This window comes from Flavobacterium endoglycinae, from assembly GCF_017352115.1.
GTDB classification, from domain to species: domain Bacteria; phylum Bacteroidota; class Bacteroidia; order Flavobacteriales; family Flavobacteriaceae; genus Flavobacterium; species Flavobacterium endoglycinae.
Map to the genome: position 1 here is coordinate 5,205,001 of NZ_CP071448.1, position 13,646 is coordinate 5,218,646.

The 13,646-nt window shown below is 32.7% G+C and carries 11 protein-coding genes (1 of these 11 running past the window's edge); 6 read left to right on the forward strand and 5 right to left on the reverse strand.

The genetic code is table 11. The features are described from left to right. Window positions 1–773, reverse strand: partial view of an alpha/beta hydrolase gene (locus J0383_RS22325; RefSeq protein ID WP_207296158.1) — the 5' portion only. 94 nt of this gene lie to the left of the window's left edge; the window shows 773 of its 867 coding nt (coding positions 1–773); the start codon lies at window positions 771–773; its stop codon lies off the left edge, out of view. A 119-nt stretch (window positions 774–892) separates the two neighbouring features. On the opposite strand from J0383_RS22325, the gene J0383_RS22330 reads away from it, so the two are divergent. The 6 genes from J0383_RS22330 to J0383_RS22355 all read left to right on the forward strand — a co-directional run bounded on the left by J0383_RS22330 (window position 893) and on the right by J0383_RS22355 (window position 10,531). After that, window positions 893–2,320 (forward strand): glycogen synthase, encoded by a 1,428-nt coding sequence (locus J0383_RS22330; RefSeq protein WP_207296159.1) that lies wholly within the window; start codon window positions 893–895, stop codon window positions 2,318–2,320. Further along, window positions 2,310–3,590, forward strand: coding sequence for a glucose-1-phosphate adenylyltransferase (locus J0383_RS22335; RefSeq protein WP_207296160.1), 1,281 nt, complete (start codon window positions 2,310–2,312; stop codon window positions 3,588–3,590). The genes J0383_RS22330 and J0383_RS22335 overlap by 11 nt, the downstream gene beginning before the upstream one ends. A 66-nt stretch (window positions 3,591–3,656) precedes the next feature. After that, window positions 3,657–5,561: a 1,4-alpha-glucan branching protein GlgB gene (gene glgB / locus J0383_RS22340; RefSeq protein WP_207296161.1), complete on the forward strand. Its 1,905-nt coding sequence runs from the start codon at window positions 3,657–3,659 to the stop codon at window positions 5,559–5,561. Window positions 5,562–5,758: 197 nt separating this feature from the next. Next, complete coding sequence (locus J0383_RS22345) at window positions 5,759–8,155, forward strand: glycoside hydrolase family 31 protein (RefSeq protein WP_207296162.1); 2,397 nt, start codon at window positions 5,759–5,761, stop codon at window positions 8,153–8,155. Window positions 8,156–8,240: 85 nt separating this feature from the next. Further along, a complete protein-coding gene (locus J0383_RS22350) occupies window positions 8,241–9,050 on the forward strand; it encodes a M48 family metallopeptidase (protein WP_207296163.1) in 810 nt (269 codons plus the stop codon). A 158-nt stretch (window positions 9,051–9,208) separates the two neighbouring features. After that, window positions 9,209–10,531: an MFS transporter gene (locus tag J0383_RS22355; RefSeq protein ID WP_207296164.1), complete on the forward strand. Its 1,323-nt coding sequence runs from the start codon at window positions 9,209–9,211 to the stop codon at window positions 10,529–10,531. 94 nt (window positions 10,532–10,625) lie between these two features. On the opposite strand, the gene J0383_RS22360 is transcribed toward J0383_RS22355, so the two are convergent. The 4 genes from J0383_RS22360 to J0383_RS22375 are packed head-to-tail and all read right to left on the reverse strand — an operon-like array spanning window position 10,626 to window position 13,504. Next, on the reverse strand, window positions 10,626–11,354 hold the full coding sequence (locus J0383_RS22360) for a head GIN domain-containing protein (RefSeq protein WP_207296165.1): 729 nt from the start codon (window positions 11,352–11,354) through the stop codon (window positions 10,626–10,628). 20 nt (window positions 11,355–11,374) lie between these two features. Beyond that, on the reverse strand, window positions 11,375–12,433 hold the full coding sequence (locus J0383_RS22365) for a DUF4097 family beta strand repeat-containing protein (RefSeq protein ID WP_207296166.1): 1,059 nt from the start codon (window positions 12,431–12,433) through the stop codon (window positions 11,375–11,377). Beyond that, the gene (locus J0383_RS22370; RefSeq protein ID WP_207296167.1) at window positions 12,417–12,953 is read right to left on the reverse strand and encodes an anti-sigma factor; all 537 of its coding nucleotides are present in this window, start codon (window positions 12,951–12,953) and stop codon (window positions 12,417–12,419) included. Before J0383_RS22370 ends, J0383_RS22365 begins: the two co-directional genes overlap by 17 nt. Further along, window positions 12,950–13,504 carry an RNA polymerase sigma factor gene (locus J0383_RS22375; RefSeq protein ID WP_207296168.1) on the reverse strand — a complete coding sequence of 185 codons (555 nt, stop codon included), beginning with the start codon at window positions 13,502–13,504 and terminating at the stop codon, window positions 12,950–12,952. Before J0383_RS22375 ends, J0383_RS22370 begins: the two co-directional genes overlap by 4 nt. Window positions 13,505–13,646: the final 142 nt, after the last annotated feature.

The window sequence follows — 13,646 nt, forward strand, 5'->3', positions numbered from 1 at the left end:
CCATTTTTTAAATTGTGGTGAATGTGTATCCCTGCTTTAACTGGAACTTCAGGATCATCATTATCATGTATTACCAAAACTGGAATTTCAATTTTTTGTGCAGCCTTGTAAGCAGAGAAATCATCCATTTTTAATTGGTATTTATTTTCAAAGAAATCTCTCAAATTATGACCTAATTCTTTTTTTAATTCCATTTTAAAAATAAATTCATCTAATATATCTTGTACAATATCACCGCTTCCTATTATAACAGCTTTATTTACTTTTAGCCCATCTTTTATGGCATTCAAAACAGACATTCCGCCTAATGAATGTCCAATAGCTGCATCAAAAGGTCCAAAATGTTTTTCTATTTCTAATATTGAAGCAATAAATTCAGACATTATGGTGGTTTGTCCTTTAGATTTTCCGTGAGCTGGTGCATCAAAACTAATAGTTGAATAACCATTCTCTAATAATTCTTCAGCTATTTTAAACAATTGAGTTCCTCTTCCAGACCAGCCATGAACCAGTAAAATTTTGCGATCACTTTTTCCGTATTCATATGTTACGATACTTTTGTCTATAGCGGGAACATGTATAATCTTCTGCTCGCTTTTGCTATCCATTTGAAATTCTCTTTTCGGAATTTTATGTTTTATGGGTGTTGTAAAGATTTTTGAAGCAAATTTCGTAACTAATTTCGTAGAAAAAAACGCTAGAATTTTACCAGATATAATTATTAACTGTGGTATTTTTAATGATTTAATAGGATTTTCAGCCTTTTTTGTCATATCAATAAAATTATTTGTGGGGTTAGAATTTACTTATTTTTTCCTAAATTTAATAAAATCATAAATGTAGTATATTAATGATTTTGTACGATTAAAATAATTACAAATTAATTTTTGAAATGGAGATATTTCATATAAGTGCTGAATGTTACCCTATGGCAAAAGTGGGTGGTCTTGCAGATGTCGTAGGAGCTTTACCCAAATATCAGCAAGATGCTGGTCATGACGTTCGTGTTATTGTACCTTGTTATTCTACGAAATTTAGAACTGAAAATAAATTTGAATGTGTTCATTGGGGAACTGTAACGTTAGGAAACTTTAATTTTCCTTTTAGTGTTTTAAAAGAGTCTTCAGATAAATTAGGGTATGAATTATATCTTATTGAAATTAATGATTTGTTTGATCGTCCAAATGTATATGGTTATGAAGATGATATTGAACGATTTTTATCTTTTCAAATAGCAGCGTTAGATTGGATTATCGCCAGAAATAAAATACCGGATATAATCAATTGTCATGATCATCATACGGGATTAATTCCATTTTTACTGCAGTTTGCTTATAAATACGAGAAGTTACAAAATGTAAAAACTGCGATTACAATTCATAATGGTTTATACCAAGGCTGGTTTGGTTTTGATAAACTGTATTATCTGCCCGAATTTGATTTGAAACACGTTGGATTTTTAGAATGGAATCATTCCATTAATTCGCTGGCTGTTGGAGTTAAATGTGCCCATGCTGTTACTACAGTTTCTCCCAGCTATTTAAATGAAATTAATTATTCAGCCAATGGATTAGAATCGTTGTTTAATTCTGTTCGGAACAAATCAAAAGGAATTTTAAACGGAATAGATATTCAGGTTTGGAATCCTGCTTCAGATGTAATGATTGCTCAAAATTATTCAATTGAAACATTTGAAAATGGAAAAACAAAAAATAAAGAAAAACTTTGTGAACAGTTTGAATTAGATCCGTCTAAACCGCTTTTTAGCTTCATAGGACGTTTGTTTGAAGAAAAAGGCGGAGATTTATTACCACAAGCTTCAGCATTAGCTCTTTCAGAACATTTTGAGAATATCAATATTTTAATTCTCGGTTCAGGAAATTCAGAAATAGAATCGCAGTTGTCACAATTGCGAAATGATTATAAAGGAAATTATAATGTTTTTATTGGTTATAATGAAGAATTAGCTCATTTGATTTATGCTGGTTCAGATTTTATTTTAATGCCTTCAAGAGTAGAGCCATGCGGATTAAATCAGATGTATGCTATGCGATACGGTACGATACCGATTGTGAGAAGAACAGGAGGTTTACGTGATACTGTAATTGATTTTGGAGATGATGGGAACGGTATATGTCATGACCAAGCTTCAGTTGGTGATATCTGTTATTCAATAAATCGGGCAGTGGGGTTGTATGAGGATAAAGAGAATTTCTATAAAGTTTTAAAAAGAGGAATGGCAGCAGATCATTCCTGGGAAAGAGTTTGCCAAGAATATATCGAAATATACAACCTAATAATTAAGAAAAATGAAATTTAAAAAGAAAAGTGTCGTTGCTATTATTTTAGGAGGTGGTCAGGGATCTCGTTTATTTCCTTTGACTGAAACAAGATCAAAACCTGCAGTTCCTATTGGAGGTAAATATCGTCTAGTTGACATTCCTATTTCAAACTGTATTAATTCTGATATATTTAAAATATTTGTTTTAACGCAGTTTAATTCGGCATCTTTAAATGCTCATATAAAAAACACCTTTAATTTTAGTATTTTCAGCCAGTCATTTGTTGATATTTTAGCTGCAGAACAAACTCCTGATAATCCAACTTGGTTTCAAGGAACTGCAGACGCTGTAAGACAATGTATGTCGCATTTTTTGAAACACGATTTTGATCACGCTTTAATTTTATCAGGAGATCAATTGTATCAAATGGATTTTAATGAAATGCTGGAAGCTCATATTGCTGCTGATGCCGAAATTTCAATTGCGACTCTTCCGGTAAATGCTAAAGATGCTCCTGAATTTGGAATTTTAAAAACAGATCACGAAAATAATATCCATGCATTTATCGAAAAACCAAATGCTTCTCTATTGCCAGAATGGGAATCGGAAGTAAGTGAGCAAATGCAGCAAAAAGGGAAAAAATACTTGGCTTCTATGGGAATTTATATTTTCAATAAATCATTGCTTGAGGAATTAATGGCAAATCCCGAAACGAAAGATTTTGGAAAAGAGATTATTCCACAGGCGGTTGGAAAACATAAAATTCTAAGTTATCAATATGAAGGGTATTGGACAGATATTGGAAATATTGAATCATTCTTTGAAGCTAATATTGGTTTAACGGCCGATATTCCTGAGTTTAATTTATTCGATAACGAAAATAAAATCTTTACAAGACCACGATTACTACCGCCTTCTAAATTTAGAAATTCTATCATTAATCAATCTTTAATTTCGGAAGGTTGTATCATTAATGCCAAAGAAATTAAAAGTTCAGTAATTGGTATTCGTTCGCGTATTGGCGAAGGAACGGTTTTAGAAAACTGCTATGTAATGGGGAACGATTTTTATCAGGATCTTGACGAAATGAATCACGATGCGGCTATCAATAAAGTTCATGTGGGAATTGGTGAAAATTGTTTTATCAAAAATGCATTGATCGATAAAAATGTCCGAATAGGAAATAATGTTCATATTTCTGGAGGAAAACATCTTGACAATTTTACGAACGAATTATATAGTATTAAAGACGGAATTATTGTGGTGAAAAAAGGAGTAACCCTTTCAGATAACTTCAGGATTGAATAAATTGTCTGTTTTCAATATTAAAATTCCCAATTCAAAAAAACAAATTCAATTATTGCCTAATAAAATATGAGTAAAGTAATTTCACATTCCCTTTTTACTGATTTTGATATAGATTTATTCAAAGCCGGAAAGCATTTTAAACTCTATGAAAAATTAGGCGCTCATTTAATTGAAGTTGATGGAGTAAAAGGTGTTTATTTTGCCGTGTGGGCTCCCACAGCAAAATCTGTTTCCGTAGTTGGTGATTTTAATTATTGGGTTCAAGGCGAACATCATTTGAATGTAAGATGGGATTCTTCGGGAATTTGGGAAGGATTTATTCCAGAAGTTTCTAAAGGTTCACTTTATAAATATAAAATTCAATCGCATATTGACGGAGTTGTAACAGAAAAAGCAGATCCTTTTGCTTTGTATTGCGAAAAACCTCCTCATACAGCGTCGGTTATATGGGATTTGGACTATAATTGGAAAGATGAGAATTGGATGCACACTCGTGAACAATTTAATGCATTAGATAAACCGTATTCAGTTTACGAAGTGCATTTAGGTTCATGGCGAAGAGCAGAGCATAACCGATTTTTGTCGTATTTAGAACTCGCAGATGAACTGGTTAAATATGTAAAAGAAACTGGTTTTACGCATGTTGAATTTATGCCGATTATGGAATATCCATATGATCCTTCATGGGGATATCAGCTTACAGGTTATTTTGCACCGACTTCCCGTTTTGGAAAACCACAGGATTTTATGGTTTTAGTAGACAGACTGCATCAAGAAGGAATTGGCGTAATTTTGGACTGGGTTCCTTCACATTTTCCAGAAGATGGACACGGTTTGGGATTTTTCGACGGATCGCATTTATACGAACATCCTGATCGCAGAAAAGGTTATCATCCTGATTGGAAGAGTTTAGTTTTTAATTATGGAAGAAATGAAGTCCGAGCTTTTTTAATCAGTAATGCCGTTTTTTGGTTACAGCACTATCATATTGACGGATTGCGTGTTGATGCCGTCGCTTCGATGCTGTATCTTGATTATTCTAGAAATGAAGGAGAATGGGAAGCCAATATATATGGAGGAAGAGAGAATCTTGACAGCATAAGTTTTCTTAAAGAATTCAATGAAGTAATCTATTCTAATTTTTCAGGAGTTCAGACTATTGCAGAAGAAAGTACATCGTTTTTAATGGTTTCAAGACCAACTTCTATAGGAGGTTTAGGTTTTGGAATGAAATGGATGATGGGCTGGATGCACGATACTTTAAAATATTTTCAAAAAGAAACTGTATATCGCAAATACCATCAAAATGACTTGACGTTTTCGATGACGTATGCTTTTACTGAAAATTTTATGCTTCCGTTTTCACACGATGAAGTGGTGTACGGAAAAAAATCGCTTATCTATAAAATGCCTGTCGACGAATGGCAGCGTTTTGCCAACCTGAGACTTCTATATGGCTATATGTTTACGCACCCAGGAACTAAACTTTTATTTATGGGAGCTGAGTTTGGACAAACCAATGAATGGAATTTTCAAAATAGTCTCGATTGGCATTTATTAGAATATGACTACCACTCTGGAATTAAAAGATTAATTACGGATTTAAATGCTCTTTATAAATCATATCCTGCTTTATATGAAAAACAATTTACAGGAGATGGTTTTGAATGGATTAATTATTCAGATCATCAAAATGCCATTCTTTCCTATATCCGAAAAGGAAATAATCCAAACGAAAAAGTAATTATTGTATGCAATTTCACTGAAGTTGTACGAGAAAATTACCGAATTGGAATTCCTGAAAATGTAAAAATACAAGCCATTTTCAATAGCGATAAAACTATTTATGGCGGAAGTGGTATAGAGATTCCAAATCAGCTTAAAATTGATTCTATATCGTATGACGGAAGAGATTTTTCGGCAGAATTAACACTGCCGCCGCTAAGTATTACTATATATTCTTATTCATAAAGAATCTAAATTCTCTTTAATAGCATTTTATTATTTTATGGTTCTTAAATTGTCGATTTTTCGATTTTTTGGAGTCTAATTTACTACTCATTCAGAAAAATCGTTTTCGTTAATAAACCTTTTATTCATAGAGGTTTACCAAGTTTTTTTGTATGTTTGAAAGAAAGACCAGAGTTATAAATTAATTCATTTGCGATATGATTACAAATACATCATTAGAATATAAAGGCGATTTATATCCGTCAAAAGTCGTTTCGTATGAACATGAGGGAGATTCCATATTTTTTCATACAGACAATAAAGTAATCTTAAAGGTTACCATTCTCCGCGACAGCCTTATTCGATTTCGTTTTACAACAAAAGGCTATTTTAGTAATGATTTTTCGTATGCAATTGATAAAACCCAGCTTCACGGATATAATTTTTTGGAAGTTACTGAAGAAGAAACGCTTTATCAAATCAGAACCAGTAAAGTAAAATGTAAAATCCAGAAATCAGATCTTCGTTTGTCTATTTACGATTTAAATGATTTTTTGATACTAGAAGACGAATTAGGTTTTCATTGGGAAGAAAGCTATGAATACGGTGGAAACATTGTAAAAATGAGCAAGTACTCGAAAGACGGAGAATGTTATTATGGTCTCGGGGATAAAGCGACTCAAATGAATCTGAAAGGGAAAAGAGTTGAGAATTTTGCAACCGATCAGTATGCTTATCAAAAAGATCAGGAACCTTTATATAAAGTAGTACCGTTTTATATTGGTCTTCATAACAAACAATCTTACGGAATTTTCTTTGACAATACTTTTAGAACATTCTTTGATTTTTGTCAGGAAAGAAGAAATATTACCAGTTTTTGGGCAGAAGGAGGCGAGATGAACTATTATTTCGTTTACGGACCGCAAATGCAGGATGTGGTGACCACGTACACTGATTTAACAGGAAAACCTGAATTACCGCCGCTCTGGGTTTTAGGATATCATCAATGTAAATGGAGTTATTATCCAGAAAGCAAAGTCAAAGAAATCACTTCGAAATTTAGAGAACTTCAAATTCCTTGTGATGCCATTTATCTGGATATTGATTATATGGATGGTTTTCGATGTTTTACATGGAATAATAATTATTTTCCAGATCCCAAAAAGATGGTTGCTGAATTAGCCGAAGATGGTTTTAAAACAGTAGTTATCATTGATCCCGGAATTAAAATCGATAAAGATTATTGGGTTTATAAAGAAGCTCTTGAAAAAGATTATTTCTGCAAAAGAGCCGATGGCCCATATATGAAAGGAAAAGTCTGGCCCGGAGAATGTAATTTTCCTGATTACACAAATCCCGCTGTTAGAGAATGGTGGGCAGGATTATTTAAAGAATTGATTTCAGATATTGGAGTAAAAGGAGTTTGGAACGACATGAACGAACCAGCTGTTATGGAAGTACCCAATAAGACTTTCCCAATGGATGTTCGTCATTTTTATGATGGCAATCCTTGCAGTCATAGAAAAGCGCACAATATTTACGGCACACAAATGGCAAGAGCCACTTATCATGGTGTAAAACGTTTTGCCTATCCCAAACGTCCGTTTGTAATTACACGATCAGCATATTCGGGTGCTCAGCGTTATACATCTTCGTGGACAGGTGACAATGTTGCTACTTGGGAACATTTGTGGATTGCAAATATTCAGGTACAGAGAATGTCTATTTCTGGAATGGGATTTACAGGGTCTGATATTGGCGGTTTTGCTGAACAGCCAACAGGAGAATTGTACGCGCGCTGGATTCAGCTTGGAGTTTTTCATCCGTTCTGCAGAACGCATTCTTCTGGAGATCATGGAAATCAAGAACCTTGGTCTTTTGACGAGGAAGTAATCAATATTACCAGAAAGTTTGTGAATCTTCGCTATCAATTACTGCCGTATTTGTATACAATGTTTTGGCAGTATATTGAAGAAGGAATTCCAATGTTAAAACCGTTAGTATATTTCGACCAAGACGATACACAGACACATTACCGCAATGATGAATTTGTGTTTGGAAATCAAATTTTGGTTTGCCCTATACTTGAACCTAATGCTGTAGGTAGACGTATGTATATTCCTAGAGGAGAATGGTATAACTATTGGACAAACGAACTGTTTGTTGGCGGCAGGGAAATCTGGATTGATACGAAATTTGATGAAATTCCGCTTTTTGTAAAAGCAGGTGCTATTATTCCAAAATATCCAGTGCAGCAATATGTAGGTGAAATTGAATTTGACGAATTAACATTGGATATTTATTATAAAAATGGAAAAGAAAGTTCCAGTATTTATGAAGATGCTCAGGATGGTTATGATTATAAAAAAGGACGTTTTAGCTTTTTATCTTTAAGAACTATTGGAAAAGAAAAAGAACTAATTGTACAGCTACATAAAGAAGGTAAATACGATACACCGTACAGTAAATATAAAATCAACCTGATTGGACTTCCATTTCAAGTTACAGAAATTGAAATCGACAATGAAAAAGTAGATTTTGAAAAAGTTCGCTTTGAGAATAATTATTTAATTGTTGACAAAGAATTTAATGAATTGCATATTGTAGGTGAATAAATAAAAATTCTGATATTTTTTCAGCGTATTGTATAAAGCATTATTTCCTATTAATTGTATTTTTGTATGAAAAATAGCTTGAATTATGAAAAAATATTTGTTTTTAGGAATTTTCGGTGCGCTTGCAGTGGCATGCGCAACCAATCCAATTACAGGAAAACAAAATTTAAATTTTGTTTCAAATAGTGAATTATTTCCATCTTCTTTTCAACAATACAATCAGTTTATATCTGAAAATAAAGTCATAACTGGAACTTCAGATGCAAAACTTGTTGAAAAAGTTGGATATAGAATTAAGGCTGCTGCCGAAAAATATTTAAATTATTTAGGTCAAACACAGTATTTAAAAGATTATCGCTGGGAATACAAGCTGGTTGATAATAAAGAAGTAAACGCTTGGTGTTTACCTGGAGGAAAAATTGTTGTCTACTCTGGAATCCTGCCTGTCACGCAAAATGAATCTGGTTTAGCAACTGTAATGGGACATGAAGTTTCTCATGCTCTAGCAAATCACGGTGCGCAAAGAATGTCTGCGGCACAATTGCAGCAAATAGGAGGAGCCGCTTTAGGAGCTGCAACTAGCGGAAAATCTGAAGCAACTCAACAGATATTTGCACAAGCTTACGGAATTGGTTCTGAAGTTGGAGTCATGCTCCCATTCAGTAGAAGCAACGAAAGCGAGGCTGACAAAATCGGATTAACTTTAATGGCAATTGCAGGTTATAATCCTGAGGATGCCGTGGCATTTTGGAGTAGAATGTCTGCCAAATCAGGAGGTTCTGGAACACCAGAATTTATGAGTACGCACCCGTCAGATGCAACAAGAATTGCCAACATCAAAGCTTTAGTTCCAGAAGCAAAAGCAATTGCACTAAAAGTGGGAACTATCAAATAAATCATATTGCACTCAAAAAACACTTAAAAGCTATTCATTTTGGAATGGCTTTTTTGTTTTAAAGATGTTCATGATTTAATAATGTATGATTTGAATAATTTCTGTTTGTTTATCATAAAAAATAGATAAATTCGTAGCGCATTAATAAAACGATTTCTATGAAAAACCTACCAAAAGGAGACAAGAAATTATTAAATGCCTGGGCATTTTATGACTGGGCAAATTCAGTTTACACTTTGACTATTGCATCTGCAGTATTCCCAATTTTTTATGAAGCATTATTTAGTGACCGCGATCATTATATTGATGTTTTTGGAATGCATCTTAAAAACTCAGCATTAATAAGTTTTATTACAGCAGCAGCGTTTTTAGTAGTTTCTTTTATTTCGCCTTTATTATCAGGTATCGCGGATTATGTTGGTAACAAAAAATCATTCATGAAATTTTTCTGTTACATGGGAGCTTTATCCTGCATGGGTTTATATTGGTTTGATTTGGATAATATTTATGTTGGATTGTTGTTTTACTTTCTTGGACTTCTTGGTTTCTGGGGAAGTTTGGTGTTTTATAATTCTTATCTTCCTGATATTGCTTTTGAAGAGCAGCAGGATAAAATTAGTGCCAAAGGATATTCTTTAGGATATATTGGAAGCGTGATTTTACTAATAATTAATTTAGCAATGATCATGAAACCAAAACTTTTTGGAATCACAGGAACAGATGGCGAAGCAGCAATGAAAGCAATGCGCTATTCGTTTGTAATGGTAGGAGTTTGGTGGATTTTATTTAGTCAATATACCTATTACTATCTTCCAAAAGGTAGTAAAGAAGGAAATAAATTAACTAAAAGTGTTGTTTTTAATGGCTTTAAAGAACTTAAAAAAGTCTGGGCAGCATTGAAAAATATCACACCTTTAAAACGTTATTTAGGAGGATTTTTTGTTTCAAGTATGGCTGTGCAGACTGTAATGCTGGTAGCAACTTATTTTGGAGCTCAGGAAATTCAATGGTCAAGTAAAGATGAAAGCACAATTGGGCTGATAATCTGTATCTTATTAATACAGATAATTGCAGTATTTGGGGCAATTCTTACTTCTCGCGCTTCTGCCAAATGGGGAAATATTCCAACATTGATTTTTATTAATACTTTGTGGGCTATTTTTTGTGCTTTAGCTTTTTTTATTACACTGCCAATTCATTTTTACGCAATGGCAGCAGCAATTGGTTTAGTAATGGGAGGAATTCAAGCATTATCTCGTTCGACGTATTCCAAATTATTACCGGAAACCGAGGACACAACTTCATTTTTTAGTTTTTACGATGTAGCAGAAAAAATAGGAATTGTAATAGGAATGTGTGTTTACGGAATTATCGATCAAATTACAGGAAGTCCGCGTGCAGCGATTGTTATTTTGGCTATTTTCTTTATAACGGCCATTTTCCTATTGAGAAGAGTTCATAAAAAAGACGTTTCAAATTAATTGAAACGTCTTCTTAAATAATTTAAATATCACGAAAAGCAAAGATTTTGATTGATGATGATTTTTGAAATTCGTGATATTTTTATTTGGATAATTAACCTTTTATAATACTTCCAGATCCTGAAACTTTCACGTCTTTTTTCTCAGGATTACCTAAATATCTAATATTTCCTGAACCAGCCACTCTTGCTGTTAAACTTTCATTGCAGGTTACTTTACTATTTCCAGATCCCGAAACATTTGCTTCAACAATTTTAGATTTTAAATTAGAAGCGTCAACATCTCCAGAACCCGAAAGTTTTGTTGAAAATGTATCTGCAGTTCCTTTTAAGTGAACATTTCCTGAACCGCTCACACTTAATTCTAGCGTATTCACGTCAACTGGAAGATTGAAGTCTCCAGATCCTGATAATTTAACTGCAAATTTATCATTCTTAATTACATCTTTTGACTGGATTTCTCCAGAACCAGCAAGACTTACTTCCGAAATTTTTTCAAAAGGAACTGTAATTTGAATGCTGTTTCCGCTGCTCGGACGAATATTGGTAAATCTTTCAATATAAATTTTAAGCGAATTATCTTCTACTTCCACTTTAATAGCAGACAATAAATTTTCTTCACCTTTTATTGTGATTTTGCCTTCTTTTCCAGCTACTAAATTGACATCGAAGAAACCTGAAATTTTAATACCATCATAATCTCCTGTATTTCTAGTTTCTGTAACTACTTTACCGTTTCCATTTAATTTGTTTCTGTCTTGTGCCTTAGCCGAACTATTTATAAAAAATAAAGTTAAAGCTAAAAGTAAAATTGACTTTTTCATTGTTTTGATTTTTTAGATGATTAATTTTTAATTAATGAAATGTTCCCGTAGGTCGAAGTTATATTGACTCTGTTTTGACCTTTTCTTTTATAATAACCGCTTATTCTTTTGGTATTGCTTTTGGCTTCAGAAGTTAAAATTTCTAAAGTATTATCATGTTTGATATTTGAATATCGGGTAGAAATATCAAAATCAAAAGCATAATTTGGTGCGTATCCTAATGAAATATCGGTATAACCTGAATTAATGCTAACATTGCCCGCTTTGTCATTCATGGTGCCAATATTAATTTTGCTGTAATTTGTATCGAAATTAAGATTGTTCGAGATTTCCCCAATTGAAATAGTTAGATAATTTCCAGATCCATTTAAAGAGTTGATTTTTTGGAATTTAAAAGTTCCATAATTGCAATCATACTTAATGTTTTGTCCTTCATTAAGATTAATATCAGTATAATTGGCGTTTAAATTGAGATTGCCCGAATCGTTTATTTTTAGACCAGAATAACGGGCATCAATATTTCCGCCTTTAATAAAATCAATACTTGAATTTTGGCAGTATGCAATTTCAATTTGATTACTAGAACCGTTAAGTTTTCCTAAACTAACTTTTCCGTATTTGCAGTTTATATCTGCTGCAGCTTCTAGATTTAAAGTAGAGATATTACCATATTTGTTGGCTAGCTTTACAGAACCATTTTTAGGGATTTTAATCACATAATTAATTTCGAAGCTATTGTTGCTTCCTCTGCTTTTAAGCGAAGAATTTCCAATATTTGTAACAGCGCTAACCAACGATTTCAAAGCTGTAATTTCAACATCAATACTGTTTAAACGTTCGTTTACCCAGTTTTCATTGCCGCCATTTACTTTTATAGTAATATCAAGATCGATTTTATCCTCGTCCCAGGTTGATACAGAGATATTTCCATATTTGTTGTCAATGTCAATTCCGGCATTAGAATTTACGATATACGTTTTTTTGATATTTTTTTGCTTTGTAATATAAGTGTCATCATTTGAGAATCCTAAAAAAGGAATCAAAAGCAATAAGATTATTAAATTATAATGTTTTTTCATCAGATGTGTTTTTTAGTTTTTCATTTTCTTCAATTCGCTGTAAAACCGTCTGCAGAAAAGAAATTCGAGTCTGCAGATTGCTTATCATAGCATAAATGATTTGTTTGTTTTCTCCGTTTTTTTGAACCTCTTTAATGATCTTTTCATAATCAGCATCAAAAACTTTCATTTGTTTCAATGCGTCATTAATAATTTGCTCATTTTCTGGAGAACTTTTTTCTTTTAATTTAACCAGCTCATTCTCGATCAAAATATTGAAGATAGAATCCGTACGTTTCGTTTCTTGCGAAGCAAACTTGAATTCTTTTGGCTTTTCGTCTTGGTTATAAAACAGAGACACACCCAAAAGCAGCGCGATAGAAGCAGCAATGGCCCAGCCGGCATAATTCCTTTTTTTAGGTTGTTTTTTATTCAATTTATTTAAGAAATCAACTTGATGGTCTGGATTTAATTCCTGAATGTCCCATTGATTTTCAAATTGGTTAAATAGTTGATCTAATTCGTCATTTTCCTTTTTCATATATCTTCTAATTTTTTTCGTAAACTTTCTTTAGCCCTGCTTAGAGTGGTTCTGCAATTGGCGTAGCTTATATTCAATATTTCACAGATTTCTTCCTGATCGTAACCTTCAATATAAAAGAGCGTCAAAACCATTCTGTAATTATCTTTCAGGCCCGAAATGGTATCTAAAACCTGCTTCACTTTAAGCGAATTCAGATCGATACTTTCAGACAATATAGAATCGTTTTCTTCTATTTTGAAAAGGGTCTTGTTCAGGTCTTCCATCTGGAAAGTATTGTTTTTCTTATAAAAATCAATACTATAATTAATAATGATTCTTTTAAGCCATGCTCCAAAAGCGACTTCCTGTTTATAATCGTTTATTTTTGTAAAAGCTTTCAAAAAACCTTCTTGCATGACGTCTTGCGCAAAGTGTTCGTCTTTTACAATACGAAACGCTACGTTGTACATAGCTTTACTGTAACGATTGTAAACTTCAAACTGTGCTTTTTGATTTTGGTTTTTACAAAGCGCGATTAATTCTTCGATATTTTGATTAGTTATACTCAAGTATTGGCTGCTAGTTTTTTATAATGACTTTACATTTTTTTATTTGTTACACTTTTGATAAAAATAATTTTATTTTTTTTGAGAATAATTTAAAACCGCTATTTAATCGCATTTCAAAACTGACGTTTTTTGGATTTGGCAT